The 19,039-nt window shown below is 63.8% G+C and carries 22 protein-coding genes and 1 pseudogene; 5 read left to right on the top strand and 18 right to left on the bottom strand.

From position 1 onward, the window contains the following. On the top strand, window positions 1-576 hold a 576-nt coding region (locus RMO23_RS13030; protein WP_309682180.1), incomplete at its 5' end, for a LysR substrate-binding domain-containing protein. Between the two features lie 142 nt (window positions 577-718). On the opposite strand, the pseudogene RMO23_RS13035 reads toward RMO23_RS13030, so the two are convergent. The 7 genes and pseudogenes from RMO23_RS13035 to RMO23_RS13065 all read right to left on the bottom strand — a co-directional run bounded on the left by RMO23_RS13035 (window position 719) and on the right by RMO23_RS13065 (window position 7,963). Further along, window positions 719-1,771 (bottom strand): annotated as a pseudogene (locus tag RMO23_RS13035) (TRAP transporter substrate-binding protein). Window positions 1,772-1,881: 110 nt separating this feature from the next. Then, entirely contained in the window at window positions 1,882-3,201 is a 1,320-nt protein-coding gene (locus RMO23_RS13040) for a TRAP transporter large permease subunit (RefSeq protein ID WP_309682181.1), read from the bottom strand. After that, window positions 3,198-3,680, bottom strand: a complete 483-nt coding sequence (locus RMO23_RS13045) for a TRAP transporter small permease subunit (RefSeq protein WP_309682184.1) — start codon at window positions 3,678-3,680, stop codon at window positions 3,198-3,200. The genes RMO23_RS13040 and RMO23_RS13045 overlap by 4 nt, the downstream gene beginning before the upstream one ends. Before the next feature lie 242 nt (window positions 3,681-3,922). Further along, window positions 3,923-4,618, bottom strand: a complete 696-nt coding sequence (locus RMO23_RS13050) for a fumarylacetoacetate hydrolase family protein (RefSeq protein WP_309682187.1) — start codon at window positions 4,616-4,618, stop codon at window positions 3,923-3,925. Next, window positions 4,615-5,682 carry a gentisate 1,2-dioxygenase gene (gtdA, locus tag RMO23_RS13055; protein WP_309682189.1) on the bottom strand — a complete coding sequence of 356 codons (1,068 nt, stop codon included), beginning with the start codon at window positions 5,680-5,682 and terminating at the stop codon, window positions 4,615-4,617. Before gtdA ends, RMO23_RS13050 begins: the two co-directional genes overlap by 4 nt. A 33-nt stretch (window positions 5,683-5,715) precedes the next feature. Then, window positions 5,716-6,714 (bottom strand): tripartite tricarboxylate transporter substrate-binding protein, encoded by a 999-nt coding sequence (locus RMO23_RS13060; RefSeq protein ID WP_309682193.1) that lies wholly within the window; start codon window positions 6,712-6,714, stop codon window positions 5,716-5,718. A 28-nt stretch (window positions 6,715-6,742) separates the two neighbouring features. Continuing rightward, window positions 6,743-7,963: a 3-hydroxybenzoate 6-monooxygenase gene (locus RMO23_RS13065; RefSeq protein WP_309682195.1), complete on the bottom strand. Its 1,221-nt coding sequence runs from the start codon at window positions 7,961-7,963 to the stop codon at window positions 6,743-6,745. Between the two features lie 93 nt (window positions 7,964-8,056). Between RMO23_RS13065 and RMO23_RS13070 the strand changes: the two genes are divergently transcribed. After that, entirely contained in the window at window positions 8,057-8,500 is a 444-nt protein-coding gene (locus tag RMO23_RS13070; RefSeq protein WP_309682199.1) for a MarR family winged helix-turn-helix transcriptional regulator, read from the top strand. Between the two features lie 35 nt (window positions 8,501-8,535). Here the strand turns inward: RMO23_RS13070 and RMO23_RS13075 are convergent, their stop codons facing one another. From RMO23_RS13075 to RMO23_RS13115, 10 genes are all read right to left on the bottom strand, one after another. After that, entirely contained in the window at window positions 8,536-8,838 is a 303-nt protein-coding gene (locus tag RMO23_RS13075; RefSeq protein WP_309682201.1) for an antibiotic biosynthesis monooxygenase family protein, read from the bottom strand. A 52-nt stretch (window positions 8,839-8,890) separates the two neighbouring features. Continuing rightward, entirely contained in the window at window positions 8,891-9,622 is a 732-nt protein-coding gene (locus RMO23_RS13080) for an urease accessory protein (protein ID WP_309682203.1), read from the bottom strand. Window positions 9,623-9,651: 29 nt separating this feature from the next. Continuing rightward, window positions 9,652-10,434 (bottom strand): hydrogenase nickel incorporation protein HypB, encoded by a 783-nt coding sequence (gene hypB, locus RMO23_RS13085; RefSeq protein ID WP_309682207.1) that lies wholly within the window; start codon window positions 10,432-10,434, stop codon window positions 9,652-9,654. Window positions 10,435-10,560: 126 nt separating this feature from the next. Further along, window positions 10,561-10,794 (bottom strand): hydrogenase maturation nickel metallochaperone HypA, encoded by a 234-nt coding sequence (locus tag RMO23_RS13090; protein ID WP_309682210.1) that lies wholly within the window; start codon window positions 10,792-10,794, stop codon window positions 10,561-10,563. A 22-nt stretch (window positions 10,795-10,816) separates the two neighbouring features. Beyond that, a complete protein-coding gene (gene hypE / locus RMO23_RS13095) occupies window positions 10,817-11,719 on the bottom strand; it encodes a hydrogenase expression/formation protein HypE (RefSeq protein WP_309682213.1) in 903 nt (300 codons plus the stop codon). A 174-nt stretch (window positions 11,720-11,893) separates the two neighbouring features. Continuing rightward, window positions 11,894-12,043, bottom strand: a complete 150-nt coding sequence (locus tag RMO23_RS19705) for a hypothetical protein (RefSeq protein WP_405041603.1) — start codon at window positions 12,041-12,043, stop codon at window positions 11,894-11,896. Continuing rightward, window positions 11,988-12,362 (bottom strand): hypothetical protein, encoded by a 375-nt coding sequence (locus tag RMO23_RS13100; protein ID WP_309682216.1) that lies wholly within the window; start codon window positions 12,360-12,362, stop codon window positions 11,988-11,990. The genes RMO23_RS19705 and RMO23_RS13100 overlap by 56 nt, the downstream gene beginning before the upstream one ends. Window positions 12,363-12,368: 6 nt before the next feature. Then, window positions 12,369-12,623 carry a hypothetical protein gene (locus tag RMO23_RS13105; RefSeq protein WP_309682218.1) on the bottom strand — a complete coding sequence of 85 codons (255 nt, stop codon included), beginning with the start codon at window positions 12,621-12,623 and terminating at the stop codon, window positions 12,369-12,371. A gap of 31 nt (window positions 12,624-12,654) precedes the next feature. Further along, a complete protein-coding gene (locus tag RMO23_RS13110) occupies window positions 12,655-14,106 on the bottom strand; it encodes a sigma-54 dependent transcriptional regulator (protein ID WP_309682222.1) in 1,452 nt (483 codons plus the stop codon). Between the two features lie 143 nt (window positions 14,107-14,249). Further along, window positions 14,250-15,293, bottom strand: a complete 1,044-nt coding sequence (locus RMO23_RS13115) for an NADP-dependent oxidoreductase (protein WP_309682224.1) — start codon at window positions 15,291-15,293, stop codon at window positions 14,250-14,252. Between the two features lie 128 nt (window positions 15,294-15,421). Here RMO23_RS13115 and maiA point away from each other — a divergent pair, with 128 nt between their 5' ends. Together maiA and pgeF are read left to right on the top strand one after the other, a co-directional pair. Beyond that, window positions 15,422-16,060 (top strand): maleylacetoacetate isomerase, encoded by a 639-nt coding sequence (gene maiA / locus RMO23_RS13120; protein WP_309682226.1) that lies wholly within the window; start codon window positions 15,422-15,424, stop codon window positions 16,058-16,060. A 1-nt stretch (window position 16,061) separates the two neighbouring features. Continuing rightward, window positions 16,062-16,883 (top strand): peptidoglycan editing factor PgeF, encoded by an 822-nt coding sequence (gene pgeF, locus RMO23_RS13125; protein ID WP_309682230.1) that lies wholly within the window; start codon window positions 16,062-16,064, stop codon window positions 16,881-16,883. Here the strand turns inward: pgeF and RMO23_RS13130 are convergent. Next, window positions 16,791-17,126: a hypothetical protein gene (locus RMO23_RS13130; RefSeq protein ID WP_309682233.1), complete on the bottom strand. Its 336-nt coding sequence runs from the start codon at window positions 17,124-17,126 to the stop codon at window positions 16,791-16,793. The two genes, pgeF and RMO23_RS13130, sit on opposite strands and share 93 nt — an antisense overlap. Before the next feature lie 107 nt (window positions 17,127-17,233). On the opposite strand from RMO23_RS13130, the gene RMO23_RS13135 reads away from it, so the two are divergent. Further along, window positions 17,234-18,988: a class I poly(R)-hydroxyalkanoic acid synthase gene (locus tag RMO23_RS13135; protein WP_309682237.1), complete on the top strand. Its 1,755-nt coding sequence runs from the start codon at window positions 17,234-17,236 to the stop codon at window positions 18,986-18,988. The last annotated feature ends 51 nt before the right edge of the window (window positions 18,989-19,039 follow it).

Here is a 19,039-nt window from a genome sequence, read left to right on the forward strand (position 1 = left end):
GAGATGAAACCGGCTGACCATCTGCAGGCGCTGCGTGATGGGCGGCTGGACCTGAGTGTCTCGCGCAACCCGATCAAGGACCCGCCGGCGGGCGACGCGCCGCTCAGCGCCGCGCTGCTGTGGCGCGACCCGGTGGTGGTCGCCTTGCCGCCTGGCCACCGGCTGGCCAGCCGCCGCCAGCTCGGCCTGGCCGATCTGCGCGACGAGGACTTTGTGTTTTTGCGGCTCGACTCTTCACCGTTTGCGGCGCGGCTGTTCGACGCCTGCGTGCAGACCGGCTTTGCGCCGCGCATTGTGCAGCAGGTGATCGAGGTGCCGGCCGCGCTGAATCTGGTGGCGGCCGGTCTCGGCCTGGCGCTGGTGCCGGCCTCCATGGCGCTGCTGCGGGCCGATGCGGTGGGCATCTGCCACCTTGGCAAACTGCCAGGCGCGCGCGGCCGAAAGGCCCTGGCGCCCGAGGTCAACGGCGATGTGTATGTGCTCTGGCGCGCGGGCGATGAGGCGCCCGCCGTGGCGGAGTTCAAAAAGCGGTTGCTGGAGTGGGCCGCAAGCCTGCCGCCGTGGGTGGGGCATTGAAGGCAGGCAGTCGCACGATGCTATAAAATTAATAGCTGTATATGCACGTTGTTATTGGGCTAGAGGCCTAAATCATTAAAAAAACCGGGTCTGGCCCGGTTTTTTGATGGCTGTCAGGCTGCGCCTGACGTTTAGCCCGCCATCAGGCCTTGGTGGTTTTGCTGTGCTTTTCGATCAGGCTGCGCGCGGTGTCCAGCAGCTTCTTGCCGTCAAAGCCTTTTTTGTTCATGTCTTCGACCCACTCGACTTCCACCGTGCGCGACTTGCGGCGAAATTCCTGTGCTTCGGCCGGGCTCACGGTGTAAATCGTGTTGCCGCGGTCGCTGGCGCTCTTGCGGCCGGGCACGTCATTGCCCTGCTGCACCTTGCCGAGCCAGGCCGAGGTGGCCATGCCGGAGTTGTTGTCGATGACTTTTTTCAGATCGGGCGGCAGCGCGTTGTATTTGGCCTTGTTCATGGCCATGACAAAGGTGGTGGTGTACAGGCTGCCACCGGCCGGGTCGAACTCGGCGTGGAACTTGGTGAGCTCGTTGACCTTGACCGAAGGCACGACCTCCCACGGAATGACGCAGCCGTTGATGGTGCCCTTGCTCAGCGCATCCGGAATGCCGGGCAGCGGCATGCCGACCGGCGTGGCGCCCAGCACCCCCAGCAGTTTGGTGACCTGGCGCGTCGGCGCGCGCAGCTTGAGGCCGCGCATGTCGGCAATCGACTTGACCGGCTTGTCGGCGGTATGGATCACGCCCGGGCCGTGCACCTGCAGGGCGATGACCTGGGTGTCCTTGAACTCGTCAGGCGCCATGGTCTGCACATATTCCCAGTAGGCCTTGGAGGTGGCCTAGGCATTGCTCATCATGAAGGGCAGCTCGAACACCTCGATGCGCGGGAAGCGGCCGGCGGTGTTGCCCGGCAAGGTCCAGACCACGTCGACCACGCCGTCCTTGACCTGGTCGTAGAGCTGCACCGGCGTGCCGCCCAGCTGCATGGCGGGATAGCCTTCAAACTTGATGCGGCCGCCGGATTCTTTTTCGACCTTCTCCATCCAGGGCTTGTGCATGCCCAGCCAGACATTGGACTGCGGCGACATGAAGGTGTGGAACTTGAGCGTGACCACTGGCTGGGCCAGGCTTGAGAGCGCGGGCGCGCCCAGCAGGGCGGCGGAGCCGGATTTGAGCAGGGTACGGCGTTGGATCATGGGCTTGTTTCCTCAGGGTAATAAATGGAATGGATGAACCGAATCTAGGCGGGTTTGCGGGGTTTGGGAATCCGTGATTGCCCGGCGGCAGCGGCAGCGGCTGTGGCCGGTCAGGTGATGTATTTGACGAGCCAGAGCGAGATGCCCGGAAAAAACAGCAGCAGTGTGGTGCGCAGGGTGTCGCTGACCAGAAACGGCATCACCCCCTTGTAGCTTTCGCTGATGGGCACGTCCTTGGCCATGCCGTTGACCACATAGACATTGAGGCCCACCGGCGGCGCCAGCAGGCCAAAGCCGACCGTCATCAACACCATGATGCCGAACCAGATGGCGACCGATTCCCTGGGCATGCCGAAATCCAGCCCCATGACCATCGGGAAAAAGATCGGGATGGTCAGCAGCAGCATGGACAACTCGTCCATCACCGCCCCCAGCACCACATAAAACAGCAGGATGGCCGTCACCACCATCAGCGGCGACAGGCCCCAGCCACCGACCAGGCCGGCCAGCTGGTTGGGCACCTGCGTCAGCGCCAGCGCCGAGTTCATCAGGTCGGCGCCGATGAAGATCAGGAAGATCATGGCCGAACTCTCCGCCGTGGCGTACAGGCATTGCTTGAACTTGGCCCAGCCCATCTCGCGCTTGGCCAGAGCCGCCACCAGCGTTGCCGCCGCGCCCACGGCGGCCCCTTCGGTCGGGGTGAAATAACCGAGGTAAATGCCGCCAAACACCAGCAGGAAAATGATGGCGATCGGTGTGATGCCCAGCACCAGGGCCGCAGTTACCGGCTCGCGCTCTTCGCCCACGTCGGGCGCCTGGCCCGGCACCAGCCGCACGTAAATGGCAATGGCCACCATATAGCCCAGCATGGCAATCACGCCGGGGACCATGGCCGCTGCAAACAGCTTGGCAATGTTCTGCTCGGTCAGGATGGCGTAGATGACCAGCGGCACCGACGGCGGAATCAGAATGCCCAGCGTGCCGCCAGCGGCCAGCGTGCCGGTGGCCAGCCGGCCCGAGTAGCCGTGGCGTTTCATTTCCGGCAGGGCGACGCTGGTGATGGTGGCGGCCGTGGCCACCGAGGAGCCGCAAATCGCGCCAAAGGCGGCGCTGGCCAGCACGGCCGCCATGGCCAGCCCGCCCTTGAAGCGGCCCATGAACGCCGCGGCAAACTTGAACAGCGCGCGGCTGATGCCGCCCTGCGTGGCAAAGTGGCCCATCAGGATGAACAGCGGAATCACCGACAGGTCGTAGCTGGCAAAACGCGCAAAGGCCTGGGTGTTGAGGAAGCTCGAAAACGGCCCCCAGCCGGTTTGCATGACGTAGCCGGTTGCGCCCGCGGCAAACATCGACACTGAAATCGGAACCCGCACGGCCATCAGGACCAGCATGATGCCGAAGATGACGAGGGCCAGGCTCAGGCCGCTCATACGTGGGACTCCGTGCCCTGGGCAAAGCCGAAGACGGCCTGGTGCAGGCCGATCAGGGCCGTCAGCGCAAAAGGCGGCACCATGCCCGCATAGGTGAGCCATTCCGGGAAACCCAGAATCTGCGTCTCGGAATGGGTGCTGTAGGAGTTGATGCCGCCCAATGTGGTGCGCCAGGCTAGCAGCGCAAAGCAGGCGGCCAGCAAAAATGCGCCGAAACGATCCAGCCGGTGATTGGCCTGCTCACCCAGTTTGGCGGTGAAAAAATCCACAATGATGTTGCCGCGCTGAACCTGGCAAAACGGCATGAACAAGGCGATGGCCGCGCCGGTGACCACACCGGTCAGTTCGAAGTCGCCCACAATGGTGGCGCCGGTGGTGTTGCGCCCGATCAGGCTGGCGCAGGTCATCAGCGTGATGCCGGTGAGCAAGATGCCTGCAAGCACGGCGCACAGCCTGGCAAGGTTTTCCAGTAGTTTCAAACGGTATCTCCAGCGCGGGTCAGGGGGTGGGAAACAGGGCAGGCGGCCGCAAGGTCAGCAAAAAAATTTCTGTCGGGGTGGCTGCGGGGAAACTGATTATCAGCAGGCGCCACACTGTCGCACAGGCGGCTAACCCGCAGCGGACCGGCTCTTTGCGCGATGATCGGACTGGCTGCGCGAACGCCGCGCTGCCGGCAGCCCTTCATTGGCGCCAAACAAAAGCCTTCCGTCGCCCCCGGTTTTCAGACGACCTTGACGCTCAGCGTCTGCAGCCCGGCGACGCTGCCGAGCAGCGTGTCGCCCGCCACCACCGCCGCCACGCCTTCGGGCGTGCCGGTGTAAATCAGGTCGCCGGGCTGCAGCTCCCAGGCGGCCGACAGGTGCTCGATGGTCTCGGCGATGTTCCAGATCAGCTTGGAGACATTGCTGCGCTGGCGGTCCTGGCCGTTGACCTGCACATAAATTTCGGCGTTGTTGACATCGCCCGCCTGCGCCGCCGGGGTGATGGGGCCAATCGGGGCCGACTGGTCAAACGCCTTGCCGATGCACCAGGGGCGGCCCTGCTTTTTCATCTCGCCCTGCAGGTCGCGGCGCGTCATGTCCAGGCCCACGGCGTAGCCATAGATGTGCTTGTGGGCGTCGGCCGCCTTGATGTTTTTGCCGCCGCTGCCAATGGCCACCACCAGCTCGATCTCGTGGTGCAGGTTGCTGGTCAGGCTGGGGTAGGGCATGCTGCCGGTCTGGCCGGCCTCGACCGGCACGATGGCGTCTGCCGGCTTCAAAAAGAAGAAGGGCGGCTCACGGCCGGTGAAGCCCATTTCCTTGGCATGCTCTTCGTAGTTGCGGCCCACGCAGTAAATGCGGTGCACCGGAAAACGCTCCTTGGCGCCCATGACCGGTACCGAGGCCGTGGCGGGCGGTGTGAAGACAAAACTCATGACAATCTTTCCTCTCTGTGTATGCCCAGGGCCTGATGCACCGGACGGTCTGAAAAACTGAACAGCACACAACCTGGCGCCGAACGCAGTTGCGCAGTGTGCCACGACGGAATCACAAAATGGTCGCGTGGGCCAAACTCAAAGGTCCACACCTGCTCGCCACGGCTGAGGGTGACGCTGCCGTAGCCCTCGACCACGCTGAACACCGCGCCGTCGGTCTGGCGCCAGGGCTTGCCGTCAAAACCGGCGGGCAGCTGCTGCATGAAGGTCGCCATGGTCGGCATCGGTGAGCCACCGGTGGCCGGGTTTACATAGCGCAGCTTGGTGCCGTCCCAGGCGTCGATGTCGGCATGGGTTTGCAGCTGGCGCAGGGTTTCCTGGGTGCGCGCGTAGGGGTAGCTGAAGATCGGCGAGGTCTGGCCGAACGGCGCCTCATAACGCACCGGCAGCATGTTGGCGCCGTAACGATGGGTGCTGAGGCCTTCGGGCCTGGTCACGGCCTGCTGCCTGGCCGTGCCGTTTTCGGCAAAGCCGGCGTCAAAAAACCGCAGCATGGGGATGTCGAGCCCGTCAAGCCAGACCACCGGCTCGTTGCCCTCGCAACCATGGTCGTGCCAGGTCCAGCTCGGGGTGATGATGAAGTCGCCGGGCTGCATCCGGGTGCGTTCGCCATCCACGGCGGTGTAGGCGCCGTGGCCCTGCACGACAAAGCGCAGCGCGCTTTGCGTATGCCGGTGGCTGGGCGCCACTTCGCCCGGCAGGATGAGCTGCAGGCCGGCGTACAGCGACTGGGTGATGCAGGACTGGCCGCGCAGCGCCGGGTTTTCCAGAATCAGCACCCGCCGCACCGCCTCGTCGGCGCTGATGAGCTGCCCGGACTGCATCAGGTAGGGGTGCACCGCGTCGTACTTCCAGAACGCGGGCTGGCACGGCGTGGCGGGCGCAGGCGGCACCAGGGCATGCAGCACTTCCCACAGCGGGGTCATGCTGTGCGCGGCAATGGCGTCGTAAAACGCCTTGCGTGCCGCGTCGTTGGCGGGGGTGCGGGTCGGTGTCAGGTCCATGGGGGTGTTGCGCTGACGCGTTGGTTCAGCTCGTTATTCGATCTTGATGCCGCGCGTCTGGATGATGTTGCCGAGCAACGCGGTTTCGTCCCTGATGCGGCTCTTCAGGCCGTCGGGCGAGGTGCCCACCGCCTGCCAGCCCTGGGCAAACAATTTTTGCCGGGTGTCGGCATCGCGGATGATGCCGGGCACCAGTTGCCCGAGCCGGATCTGCGCCGCCCTGGACAAACCGGCCGGGCCAACCAGCGCCGTCCAGACCTCCAGATTCAGGTTGGGCACGCCGGCGTCGGCCAGCGGCGCCACGTCGGGCACCAGGGCGCTGCGCCCGCCCGCCAGGCCAATCGCCCTGAGCTTGCCGGCGCGCACTTGCGGCATCGCCACCCCCGGCGGAATCAAGGCCATCTGGATCTGGCCGCCCAGCATGGCGGTAACCACCTGTGGATTGCCCGAAAACGGCACATGCACGGGCGCCACGCCCTTGGCCCGGCTCTTGAGCAGTTCCATGCCGAGGTGCGCCACTGAGCCGTTGCCGACCGAGCCATAGTTCCATTGGCCGCCGCCCTGGCGGGCCGCCGCAAAAAATTCGGCTCCGCCAGGTTGGTTCATGGGAGCCACCAGCACCAGCGGCGCGGTGGTCAGCAGGGAAATGGCGGCGAAGTCCTTGGCCGGGTCGTAGGGCAGCTGGGGATAGAGCAGCCTGGCCGAGGTCAGGTTGCCGTTGATGACAACGCCCAGGGTGTGGTCGTCGGTCGCCTTGGCCACCTGGTCGGCCGCGATGTTGCCCGAGGCGCCGGGCTTGTTTTCAATGATGACGGGCTGGCCCAGCGCCCTGGACAGCGGCTCGGCCAAGGTGCGCGCCGCCATGTCGGGCGTGGAGCCGCCCGGAAAACCGACCAGGATGCGAACCGGCCGGCTTGGCCAGGGCGCCGGATTTTCTGCCGATTTCGGGCCATTTTGGCCTGCAGCCCAGGAAGAATAAGCGCAAGCAGCTATCAAAAGTGTAGCAACGGAAAAAGCGCGGCGTGTTTTCAAAAAAGGAACTCCGGACAATTTGAAACCGTCATTGGAACAGTTTTGAAGGCTCGATGCCGTCGTACATCCACTTCAGCCCGGCAAAGCCCGCGCTCTCGGTGCCGCTCTGGAACATCTGGTTGCGCAGCTCGCGCTGCACCCCTGACGCATGGTAAATGTCGCCGTAGAACCGGGCCGTCAGCTGCACCCGGCCGGTGCGCAGGTAACGCGCCTGCTGGTACTTCTGGAAGGCCTGCTGCACGTCGCCGCGGGTAAAACGCAGGGCTTCACGCAGTACCACCGCATCTTCAATCGCCTGGCCCGCGCCCTGCGCCAGGTACTGCAGCATCGGGTGGGCCGCATCGCCAAGCAGGGTGACGCGACGGTCGGTCCAGTTCTTCACCGGCTCGCGGTCGCACAGCACCCACATCTTCCAGGTTTCGATCTTGCCCAGCAGTTCCCGCACCGGCGCGCAGGCGCCGGCGAAGCGCGCGGTCAGCTCGGCGGTGTCGCCAAAGGTGTTCCAGCCTTCGTCATATTTGTTGCTGTGAAACACCGCCTCCAGGTTGAACAGCTCGCCTCGGCGCAGCGGGTAGTGCACCAGATGGGTTTTTTCGCCGCCCCAGAGCAGCACGTCGTCGCTCCACAAATGGGCCGGCACGTCTTCGCGCTTGAGCACCGCGCGGTAGGCGATATGGCCCGAGACGCGCGGTTTGCCGTCGCCCACCACCGCCTCGCGAATCCTGCTCCACATGCCGTCGGCGCCAATCAGGGCGTCGCCTTGCAGCGTTTCTCCCTGCTGACCCTCGCGGTCAGCCTCCTTGGGGGCCAGTCGCACCGTCACGCTGCCTGGTGATTGCTCAAACGACTCGACCTTGGCGCCGGTGCGCAGGGTCACGTTGGGCTGGGCCTGGCAGGCATTCAAAAAAATCTGGTGCAGGTCGGCGCGGTAGATCACGCCATAGGGAAAGCCATAGGTGGCGCGGGCCAGGTCGCCCAGGGCGACCCGAACCACTTTTTCGCCGGTGCGCACATCGTTCATCGCCAGGCCGGGCGGGAAGAAGGCCACGCGGTTGACGGCTTCGGTCAGGCCCAGGTAGTCGAACATGCGGAAGATGTTGGGGCCGAGCTGGATGCCAGCGCCGATTTCCCCAAAGCTGGCGGCCTGCTCCAGCACGGTGACGCCATGGCCATCCTGCGCCAGCACCAGCGCCGCTGCCAGCCCGCCAATGCCGCCGCCCGAGACGATGAGGGAAGTTGGCTGTGTCATGGCTTGCTGGGTCAGGTCGGTAATAGGGATAAATGATAAGTATACTTATCATTTGCGTGCTTAGTACTTACCCTGAACGTATAAAATTCAGCCATGGCAACAAGTTACAACTTTCGCGAAGCGCCTGGCCACCTGATTCGGCGGGCGCAGCAGCTTGCCGTGGCGATTTTCATGGAAGAGACGGCGGGCTTTGATGCCACCCCGGTACAGTTTGCCATTCTCAATGCCCTGATTGACGACCCGGGCGAGGACCAGATCACGCTATCGGGCCGGGTCGCGTTTGACCCGGCTACCTTCGGCTCGGTGATTGGCCGCCTTGAGGCCAAGGACTGGGTCAAGCGCGAAGCAGACCCGGGTGACAAGCGCCGCAAGCTGCTCTGGATCACGCCAGAAGGCCAGAAAGTCGCGCTGCGGATGAAGCGGGCCGTCAAGCGCGCCCAGCAGCGAATCGTCAAGCCGCTCGATGACGCCGAGCAGGCGCAACTGACCGCCTTGCTGGCCAAACTGATCGCCGGCTACGAAAACGGGGCCAGATAGCGGCAATCGTCGGGGGGCCGGGGGCGCCCGCCGGGTCAGGCTGACTTGGCCAGCAGCTCGAAATTTTCAACCAGCGGCGTGCCGACAAAAAAAGGACCGACAATCGCCCGCCAGTCGGCAAAGGCCGGCGAGTGGCGAAAGTCGACGGTGTGATTTTCCAGCGTATCCCAGAAAACCTGCAGGATGTAGCGTTCCGGATTTTCAAGGCTCTTGTTGATCTTGTAGCCCTGAAAGCCCTTGGCTTTTGAGAGCACGGTTTCGAGACCGCGCTGAATGGCTTCATCAAAAGCCGCCTGTTGCCCCGCGTGAATGCGGATGTCGCAAAGTTCGAGAATCATGAAAGTTCCTGAGGCGCGGTTCAAAATTGCAGTTTACCGGTCCTGGTCTGCCTCACATCAAAAGCCCCTGGACCAAGCCTGTGCGGTATACCATGAGCGCCCCCAGCAAACAGCTAAAAACCCCCACCGCCATGGTGAGGCCACGCTGCAGCCAGGCCAGCTGAGCGGTGGCTGACAGGCGCAGCGGCAGCGCAATGGCGACCGACAGCAAGGCCATGCCCGCGATGGAGCCGAGCCCGAACAGGGCGATGTAGGCCAGGCCCATCGAAAACGACTGCACCGCCTCAAGACTCAGCAAAATCAGCGCCGCCGATCCGGCCATGCCGTGCATCATGCCCACCGCCAGTGCGCGCAGCGGCAGGCTGTGCCGGTGCTCGTGCGCCTGGGCCTCGTGCCGGATTTTTTGCACCGCTGTTGCGCGGGCATGGCTGTGGGCATGCACATGCAGGGTGTCGGGTGCGTGCTGGTGCGCGTGAAAATGAATCTCTTGCCGCACCAGACGGCGCAGCACATCCACTCCCAGCGCGATCAGCATCAGCGCGACGGCCAGTTCAAGGGCCTGCTCCATGCCGGCCGGAACGGACTTGCCCAGCGCCAGCACGATGCCGCCGAACAGCATCAGCGTGAGGCTGTGGCCCAGGCCCCAGGCGATGCCCTGGCGCACCGTGTGCGCCAGCGGCTGGCGACCCGAGGCGAGTGTCGCCACGGCGGCCAGGTGGTCGGCTTCGGTGGCGTGTTTCATGCCGAGCAAAAAGCCCGCCAGCAGAATGAAAAGCAGGCTCATGGCGGTCTTCAGCCCGGTTCATGCCGGGTTCAGGTCTGGGCCTGGGCCACTGGGGCCGGTATCTGCGCCTTGAGCCAGTCATACCAGGCCTGCATGCCTTCACCACTTTGCGCCGACACCTGAAGCACCCGAATGCCGGGATTGACCTCGCGCGCATAGGCAATGCAGCGCTGCACGTCAAACTGCAGGTGCGGCAGCAGGTCGATCTTGTTGAGCAGCATCACGGATGCGGCCCTGAACATATGCGGGTACTTGACGGGCTTGTCCTCGCCCTCGGTGACCGACAGGATCACCACCTTGGCGCGCTCGCCCAGGTCAAACAGCGCCGGGCAGACCAGGTTGCCGACGTTCTCGATCATCACCACCGAGCCCGGAGGCGGTTTGAGCTGATCCAGCGCGCGTGCCAGCATGTCGGCGTCCAGGTGGCAGCCGGTGCCGGTGTTGACCTGGATGGCGGGCGCGCCGGTGGCCCGGATGCGCGCGGCGTCGTTCAGGGTGGCCTGGTCGCCCTCGATCACGCCGATGGCCAGATCTGCGCCGATCTCGCGAATCGTGCGCTCCAGCAGGCTGGTCTTGCCCGAGCCGGGCGAGCTGACCAGATTGAGGGCCAGAATCTCCCGGCCGGCCGGCCAGCCAGCCCCGGTTGCGTTCGGCCAGCAACTGGTTTTTGGCCAGGATGTCCTGCTCCAGCCTGATGGTCTTGCCGTGAAGCTGTGCATGCACGGCCGCTGCGTCTTCATGAACATGCGGATGGACATGCCCATGTGAATGATCGTGGTCGTGATCATGGCCGTGTTCGTGCCCGTGTTCATGAGAATGGCCGTGGCCGTGGGCCGCCTCATTGTCATGGCCGTGAACATGGCCATGCGCCGTGCCTTCGTGGGCCGGGTCGGTGATGAGCACCGAACCGGTAGTGGAACATCCGCAAGTCGTGCACATCATGCCACCTCCATTTCCTTGATCTTCAACTCTTCGCCCAGCGGTTCGATGATTTCAAGCATCGCCCCTTCCACTGGCGTTCCCCGGGCGCAAATGTCAAAACAAAAGCGCACAGACTCCGCCATCACGCCGGCCCGTTTGCCGATCTCCAGCGTCACGCGCAGCACCTGCGCGCCATCTGCGCGTTCGGCGCAGATCGCAATCACGTTGCGGGTAATGCCGAGTTCGTGCATGGACCCGCTCCAGGCTATCTTCTCAGCAAAACCGCGGCAACTGCTCGCCGACCAGCATGTCCACGATGCGCTGCCCGCCGAAGCCGGTGTGCAGCACCACCACGCCAGCGGGTTGTTCGGTCACTTCGCCGATGATGGCGGCGTGGGTGCCGGCAGGGTGGGCGCGCATGACGGCCAGCACGCGCCCGGCAGCCGCCGCAGGCACCAGCGCCACCAGCTTGCCTTCGTTGGCCAGGTACAGCGGATCCAGCCCCAGAATTTCGCAGGCCCCCTTGACCGCTTCGCGCAGCGGCAATGCCTGCTCCTGCAGGCGAATCGCCACGCCGGACGACAACGCAAACTCGTTCAGTACCGTGGCCACGCCGCCCCGCGTCGCATCGCGCAGGCAGTGAATGTCGGGGCAGGCTTTCAGCATGGCAGCCACCAGCGAAGCGAGCGGCTGGCAATCGCTGGCGATGTCTGACTGCAGCGCCAGCTGTTTGCGGGCAATCAGGATGGCCGTGCCATGGTCGCCCAGAAAGCCGTTGACGATCACCACGTCGCCCGGTTTGGCGTTAAGTGCGGAGATATTCAGGCCATGCGGCACCACGCCGACGCCGGCGGTGTTGATGAACAGCTTGTCGGCGGCGCCGCGTTCGACGACCTTGGTGTCGCCGGTCACGATCAGCACACCCGCCTCGTCGGCCACGCGTTTCATGCTGGCCACGACACGGCGCAGGATTGGGAGCGGCAGACCTTCCTCGAGCACCATGCCGCACGACAGATAGAGCGGTCTGGCGCCGCTCACTGCCAGGTCATTCACCGTTCCCGCCACCGCCAGCGTGCCGATGTCGCCGCCCGGAAAAAACAGCGGGTCCACCACATAGGTGTCGGTGGTGAAAGCCAGCCTGTCTCCATGCACGGCAAGCTGCGTCAGGGACACCACGGCCTGGTCTCCATCGGCGCCAGCAGCGGGTTGTCGAAAGCGCCCAGAAACACGTCCTCGATCAGGTCGCGCATGGCCTTGCCGCCACTGCCGTGCGCCATGTTGATGGTGTGCCGTCACGCACGCGTCCGCTGCGCGGGCGGATGCCGTGATCCGCCGCTTTCAATACCGCGCTCATGCTGCCACCTCTGCCGCTACCGGCCGCTTGCGCGACAGACCGGTCGTGTCAATCCGGCCGTAGTTGTAATAGGCCGCACAGGCCCCTTCGCTAGAGACCATCAAAGAGCCCAGCGGCATCTCGGGCGTGCAGGCGGTGCCGAACACCTTGCATTGCTGAGGCTTGATGACGCCCTTTAGCACCTCGCCGCGCTGGCATGAGATGCTCGGCCAGCGCCACACAGTCATCCACCCGGCCCATGGGCAACACGCACACCGGGCAGCCGGGGCCGTGCACAAATTTGACCGAATCGGGCAGCAACTGCGCGATGCGGTAACGGAAGATGGAATGGGTATGGCCGCCGCAGACTTCCATGATTTGCAACGGCCTGCCGTGATCACGCTCGGGTTTTCGCGCGATCCTGCCTAGCAGCAGTTCGATCTCATGAACCAGCGCGCGCTTTGACCGGGTCGCGAAACTCGTCAATGTATTTCATGCAGGGCTCCTTGAGAGATTGCCGCGTTGGTCGGCCAGCAGGGTGTGCACCAGGTCCCACAGGATGTGGTAAATCGCCACATGGGTTTCCTGGATGCGGTGGCCACTGGTTTTGTCGCTGCTCAGGCCGAGCTGGCGCGCCAGCGGCGTGATACCCAGGTCCTTGAAGCCACCGGGCGTGGTGGACGGCGGTGTGCGCGAGTGCGGGAAGTGAATGATGCCGTCCCCGGGTTTTCTCTCGCGTTCTGACATGGCTTGTCTCCTGCAGATGGGCCAGGAACGGCTACGAGCTGCTTTCGTTCATCTTGTAACGCCGGATTTTGTTGGCCAGACCGACGCGCGAAATGCCCAGTTCGTGCACGGCCCGGCTTTGATTCCACTTGTTCCTAAGCAGGGATTGGGCCACCAGCCGGGTTTCCAGCGATTCGATTTTTTCCTTCAGACTGCCCTGCTGGTCGAGCAGGGCGCTGTGGGCATCGCCGGCCGGGCGTGGCAGCAGCCGGGCGAATTCTGGCGACATCAGCTTGACGCTGAGAAACTCGCCGTCATCGGCCAGGGCCACCATGCGGCGCACCTCGTTTTCCAGTTCGCGCACATTGCCCGGAAAAGGGTGCGCCTGCAGCCGCGCGATGACCTCGGCCGAAATGCCGGCAATGCGCCTGCGGATCGTGTCGGAGTACTTTTTGGCCGCGTATTCGGCCAGCACCGCGATGTCTTCCACCCGCTCGCGCAGCGGCGGTATGTTGACCTCGAAGCCGCGCAGGCGGAAATACAGGTCGCGCCGAAAACGTCCCTGCTCAACCAGCGTCAGCAAGGGCTGGTTGGAGGCGGCAATGATGCGCACATTGCAGTGACGGGTCTGGTGCGTGCCCACCGGCTTGACTTCGCCCTCCTGCAAAAAGCGCAGCAGGCTGACGTGAAATGAGGGCGATACATCCGAAATCTCGTCAAGAAACACGGTGCCGCCGTCGGCCGCCGGAAACAGGCCCAGCCGGTCGCTGATGGCGCCGGTGAATGCGCCGCGTTTGTGGCCAAACAGCTCCGAATGCAGCAAATCGTCGGGCAGGGCGCCGCAGTTCTGCGCCAGAAACGGAAACTCCCGGCGCCCGCTGAAAAAGTGCACGGCGCGGGCCATCAACTCCTTGCCGGTGCCGGTTTCGCCCTGGATCAGCACCGGCAGGTCGGTGCTGGCGGCCTTGCGCGCCAGGTCGCACACCGCCTTCATGCTGTCGCTGGCAAACACCAGCTTGTCAAACTCGTAGGTGTCTTGCAGCTGCCTGACCATATGGGCGTTTTGCCGGCGCAGCACGGTGTCGGCAAATTTCAGTTCCCGGCTCAGGTAGCGATGCCGCTGCGCCAGCTCGCGACTTTCCAGTGCCCGCTTGACCAGCAGCAGGTGATCGGGTTGCCAGGGCTCGGGCACGATCTGGTAGACCGCCGCGTCGTTGATGGAGTGGATCAGGTCTTCGTGGTTGGTGGTGGCCGTGATCAGGATGCGTATCGCTTCTGGATGCGACACCCGGGCATCGCGCAGCAAATCGACCGCACTGGCATCGCGCGGCCGCTGGTGGCACAGCACCATGTCCACCTCTTCGCCCGCCAGCAGGCGTCGCGCCTCGGTCACCGACTTGGCCGTCAGCACGCGGTAGTCGCGCTCCAGGCATTCGGTGAGCGAAGCGCGAACCGCCGCCTGGTCCTCGACCACCAGAATCGTCCAGATGCCACTTGTGCTCATATTGATTTTCAAATTGCAAACTTGATAATCAATTTAACAGGGTGGCCGGCGTTGAATCAACCTCGCAAAAGGACACCCATCAGGGGTGCCGGGTAGGGGCGGCGCGGGCGGCTTGCCGTGCGTCACCCGTCCGCGTCCAACCCTCAGTCCTTGGCCACCTGCAGCACCAGCTTGCCAAAGTTTTCGCCGTTGAAGAGTTTGAGCAGCGTTTCGGGGAAGGTGTCCAGACCCACCACCACGTCCTCCCGGCTTTTCATGGTGCCAGCCTTCAGGTAGCCCGCCATTTCGGCCACGGCCTGGGGGTAGCGGTCGGCATAGTCGAACACCACGATGCCCTCCATGCGGGCGCGATTGACCAGCAGCGACAGGTAGTTGGCCGGGCCCTTGACCGGGGTGGTGTTGTTGTACTGGCTGATGGCGCCGCAAATAATAATGCGCGCGCCGCGGGTGATCTTGGCCAGCACCAGGTCCAGAATGTCGCCGCCCACGTTGTCGAAGTAAATGTCCACGCCTTTGGGGCAGTGCTCTTTCAGGCCGGCGCGTACATCGCCGTTTTTGTAGTCAATGCAGGCGTCAAAGCCCAACTCGTTCACCACCCAGTCGCATTTGGCCTGGCCGCCGGCAATGCCGACCACGCGGCAGCCCTTGAGCTTGGCCATCTGCCCGACGGTCTGGCCCACGGCGCCAGCCGCGCCCGACACCACCACGGTTTCACCGGCCTTGGGCTGGCCCACGTCCATCAGGCCAAAGTAGCCGGTCATGCCGGGCATGCCCAGCACGTTGAGCCAGGTCGTCAGCCCCAGGCGCGGGTCGATCTTGAACATGCCGCTGCGCTTGATCCGGTCTTCGGGGATCAGGCAATATTCCTGCACATCCAGCCCGGCGCTCACGTAGTCGCCCACGGCAAATGCCGGGTTCTGCGAGGCGATAACCTGGCCCACGCCGCCGGCCCGCATCACGGCACCGATGTCTACCGGCGGGATGTAGCTTTTGCCTTCGTTCATCCAGCCGCGCATGGCCGGGTCCAGCGACAGGCAGAGGGTTTTGACGAGCACGCCGCCCGGGCCGGGCTCGGCCACGGCCTCGCTGGTGAAGCTCCAGTTGGCGCGGGTGGGCAGGCCTGTGGGCCGGCTGGCCAGGCGGATCTGGTGGTTGGTCAGTTGGGTGAGGGCGGTCGGGCTGTTCATGCGGGTCTCCAGGTGGGTCAGCAGGGTGTGGCAATCCGCCATCGTAGCGTGAGCCGCGCTGGCGGTCAGTCACGCAGGGGATTGCTTTTCCCGCCACTGCCCGCGCTGTTTCGGTTTATGCTTTCCTGATGAAACTCCACAACTATTTCCGGTCTTCCGCCTCTTTCCGTGTCCGGATTGCGCTTGAGCTGAAAGGCTTGCGCTACGACTACATTGCCGTTCATCTGGCCAGAGGCGACCACAAAAAACCACCCTACGCCGAGCTGGCCGCAGACATGCTGGTGCCGCTGCTGGAGGTGGACGGCCAAAAGCTGTCGCAGTCGATGGCGATCATCGAATACCTGGATGAAAAGCATCCCGCACCGGCCCTGCTGCCCGCCGATGCGCTGGGGCGCGCCAGGGTGCGGGCGCTGGCACAGTCGATTGCCTGCGAGATTCACCCGCTGAACAACCTGCGCGTGCTCAAGTACCTGGTGAAAGAGCTCAAGGTCGAGGAAGAGGCCAAAAACACCTGGTACCGCCACTGGTGCCGCGAAGGGCTGGAGTCCTTCGAAAGGCAGCTCAAGCTGTTGCCCGCGTCCACCTACTGCCATGGCAACACGCCGACGCTGGCCGATTGCTGCCTGGTGCCGCAAATCTTCAACGCCCAGCGCTTCAAGATGAATTTTGACGGTCTGCCGCGCACCATGGCCGCCTTTGACGCCTGTATGGCCTTGCCGGCGTTTCAAAAGGCGCAGCCCTCGGCCTGCCCGGATTTTGAGGCCTGAGATGCTGGCTGGGGCGGCGCCTGCCGACTGGCTGATTCCCGACTGGCCCGCGCCTGCGGGCGTGCGCGCCGTCTTCACCAGCCGGCAGGGCGGGGTTTCCGCCGCGCCCTATGACAGCCTGAACCTGGGCGACCACGTGGGCGACGCACCGCAGCAGGTGGCCGCCAACCGCGCCTTGCTGCAGCGCGTCACCGGCCGCGCCGTGTTCCTGAAACAGGTGCATGGCTGCGACGTGCTGGCGCTGGCTGCGGCCAGCCCGGACGGTCTGCAGGCCGACGCCTGTGTGACGACGCAGCGCCAACTGGCCTGCACCATCATGGTGGCCGATTGTTTGCCGGTGCTGCTCAGCAGCGAAGACGGCAGCGTGGTGGCGGCTGCCCACGCGGGCTGGCGCGGCCTGGCGGGCGGTGGCGCGGCACAAAACGGCATTCTGGAGGCGGTTTTAGGGCGTTTTAGGGCTCTAGCCCCGAAAGAACGTGCGCCTGATGCTATCAAAACAATAGCATGGCTGGGTCCCTGCATAGGCCCGTCGGCCTTTGAAGTGGGAGCGGATGTGAAGGCGGCGTTTACGGCGGTGCAGCCCGAGGCGGCCCGCCTTTTTACGGACCTCGGCGCAGGCCAATACCTGGCCAACCTGCCGGCGCTGGCCCGGCTGCGCCTGCGGGCGCTGGGGATTACACAGATTTATGGCAACGACGGTAGCGCGCCCTGGTGCACCGTCAGCAATCCTTCACGATTTTTCTCGCACCGGCGCGACGCCGGCGTCAGCGGCAACGGATTCGGCACCACCGGCCGCATGGCCGCCTGCATCTGGCGCGAGTGATGCTGGAACTGGTGGCGGCGTTGTCTGGCTGCCCGCTTGCCGCGCCCATTCCTCGGCCTGGCGTTTCTTGATCGCCTTGCTGCGCGCAGGCGCCCCCATCAGGTAAACCACCAATACCACGGGCACCAAGCCGTAGAGTAAAAAGGTGATGAGCGCCCCCAGCAGCGTGCCGTTGCTGTTGGTAGCTTCGGCCACGCTCATCATCAGCACGACATAAACCCAGGCGATGACAATCAAATACATAAAACCCTGAAAACTTTGATCTGAGTCAGAAATTTCTGCGCAAACCCTACGATACTAAAGACGTACTTAAAAGGGTTGCCAAGACCCTCCATAATTCGGGAGACAAGATGAATTCTGACCCAAACTGGACCCAGGCGGCCCAACAGATGCAGGAAACCCTGGGCGCTGGCCTGCAACAGGCGATGGGCGCCATGGGCACTTTTGCGGCGGCGGGCAAGCCCGGTGCTTTTCCCGCGATGGACATGTCCGGCTTCAACAAGGCGCTACCGGCCCTGAACTTCGATATAGCCAAGCTGCAGGCGCTCCAGGAGCGCTACCTGGCAGAGGCCTCAGCCCTCTGGAACCAGGGCGTGCAGGTTGGCAGCACAGCATCACCGGTCAGCGCCGACCGGCGGTTTGCGGCCGAAGCCTGGGGCGCCAACCCGGTGTCAAAGTTCTCGGCCTCCGCCTACCTCCTGAACGCACATGCCCTGATGGGCATGGCCGAAGCCGTCGAAGGCGATGCCAAAACCAAGGCGCGGGTGCGCTTTGCGGTCGAGCAGTGGATGGCCGCGACGGCGCCCAGCAACTTTCTCGCCCTGAATGCCGAAGCCCTGCAAAAAGCCGTCGCCACCAAGGGTGAAAGCCTGGGCAAGGGCCTGCAAAACCTGATTCACGACATGCAGCAGGGCCATGTCTCCATGACCGACGAAAGCGTGTTTGAGGTCGGCAAAAACGTCGCCACCACCGAAGGCGCGGTGGTTTTCGAGAACGAGTTTTTCCAGTTACTCGAATACAGGCCGCTGACGGCCATGGTGTACGAAAAGCCCTTCCTGCTGGTGCCACCCTGCATCAACAAGTTCTACATTCTTGACCTGCAGCCCGAGAACTCGCTGATTCGCTATGCCGTCAGCCAGGGTCACCGGACCTTTGTGGTGAGCTGGCGCAACCCGGACGAGTCCATGGCCCAGAAAACCTGGGACGACTACATCGAACACGCCCCCATCAAGGCGATTGAGGTGGTGCGTGAGATTACCGGCGCCAAAACCATCAATGCGCTGGGCTTTTGCGTAGGCGGCACCATTCTGGCCACCGCGCTGGCGGTGCTGGCCGAGCGTGGGGAAAAACCGGTGGCCAGCGCCACCTTGCTGACCTCTTTGCTGGACTTTAGCGACACCGGGATTCTGGATATTTTCATTGACGAAACTTCCGTCAAGTACCGCGAAGCCGAGATGGGCAAGGGCGGGTTGCTCAAGGGACAGGACCTGGCCTCGACCTTCAGCTTTTTGCGTCCCAACGACCTGGTCTGGAACTACGTGGTCGGTAACTACCTCAAAGGCGAAACCCCGCCGCCGTTCGACCTGCTTTACTGGAACAGCGACTCGACCAACCTGCCTGGCCCGTTTTACGCCTGGTACCTGCGCAACACCTATTTTGAGAACAACCTGATCAAGGCCGGAAAAACCGTGGTCTGCGGCGAGAAGGTCGATCTAAGCAATCTCGACATGCCGTTTTATATTTACGGTTCGCGCGAAGACCACATCGTGCCGATTGGCGGCGCCTACGCCTCCACCCAGCATCTGCCGGGAAAAAAGCGCTTTGTCATGGGTGCGTCCGGCCATATCGCCGGCGTGATCAACCCTCCCGCCAAGAAAAAGCGCAGCTACTGGACCAACGACAAGCTGCCGCAGGGCAAGTTTCCTGCGGCGCAGGACGACTGGCTCAAGGGCGCCACCGAACACCCCGGCAGCTGGTGGACCGACTGGTCCGACTGGCTGAAGGGACACGCGGGCAAGCAGATTGCCGCGCCCAAGACCTACGGTAGCCGCAAGAACAAGGCCACCGAGTCCGCGCCCGGCCGCTACGTCAAGGCCAAGGCCTGAGCTGCACCCCATCATCTATCCCTTTTCACCCATTCCACCCATTACGCAAAA

Origin of the sequence: Polaromonas sp., assembly GCF_031411155.1 — a bacterium.
Taxonomy (GTDB): domain Bacteria; phylum Pseudomonadota; class Gammaproteobacteria; order Burkholderiales; family Burkholderiaceae_C; genus Polaromonas.

Bases quoted from the DNA above. Each gene is read 5' to 3' on its own strand.
- RMO23_RS13040 (WP_309682181.1), bottom strand. From the start codon at position 3,201: ATGAGCGGCCTGAGCCTGGCCCTCGTCATCTTCGGCATCATGCTGGTC.
- RMO23_RS13050 (WP_309682187.1), bottom strand. From the start codon at position 4,618: ATGAGTTTTGTCTTCACACCGCCCGCCACGGCCTCGGTACCGGTCATG.
- gtdA (WP_309682189.1), bottom strand. From the start codon at position 5,682: ATGGACCTGACACCGACCCGCACCCCCGCCAACGACGCGGCACGCAAG.
- RMO23_RS13065 (WP_309682195.1), bottom strand. From the start codon at position 7,963: ATGACACAGCCAACTTCCCTCATCGTCTCGGGCGGCGGCATTGGCGGG.
- RMO23_RS13070 (WP_309682199.1), top strand. From the start codon at position 8,057: ATGGCAACAAGTTACAACTTTCGCGAAGCGCCTGGCCACCTGATTCGG.
- RMO23_RS13075 (WP_309682201.1), bottom strand. From the start codon at position 8,838: ATGATTCTCGAACTTTGCGACATCCGCATTCACGCGGGGCAACAGGCG.
- RMO23_RS13080 (WP_309682203.1), bottom strand. From the start codon at position 9,622: ATGAGCCTGCTTTTCATTCTGCTGGCGGGCTTTTTGCTCGGCATGAAA.
- hypB (WP_309682207.1), bottom strand. From the start codon at position 10,434: ATGAACACGGGCACGAACACGGCCATGATCACGACCACGATCATTCAC.
- RMO23_RS13090 (WP_309682210.1), bottom strand. From the start codon at position 10,794: ATGCACGAACTCGGCATTACCCGCAACGTGATTGCGATCTGCGCCGAA.
- RMO23_RS13105 (WP_309682218.1), bottom strand. From the start codon at position 12,623: ATGTCAGAACGCGAGAGAAAACCCGGGGACGGCATCATTCACTTCCCG.
- RMO23_RS13110 (WP_309682222.1), bottom strand. From the start codon at position 14,106: ATGAGCACAAGTGGCATCTGGACGATTCTGGTGGTCGAGGACCAGGCG.
- RMO23_RS13115 (WP_309682224.1), bottom strand. From the start codon at position 15,293: ATGAACAGCCCGACCGCCCTCACCCAACTGACCAACCACCAGATCCGC.
- maiA (WP_309682226.1), top strand. From the start codon at position 15,422: ATGAAACTCCACAACTATTTCCGGTCTTCCGCCTCTTTCCGTGTCCGG.
- pgeF (WP_309682230.1), top strand. From the start codon at position 16,062: ATGCTGGCTGGGGCGGCGCCTGCCGACTGGCTGATTCCCGACTGGCCC.
- RMO23_RS13130 (WP_309682233.1), bottom strand. From the start codon at position 17,126: ATGTATTTGATTGTCATCGCCTGGGTTTATGTCGTGCTGATGATGAGC.
- RMO23_RS13135 (WP_309682237.1), top strand. From the start codon at position 17,234: ATGAATTCTGACCCAAACTGGACCCAGGCGGCCCAACAGATGCAGGAA.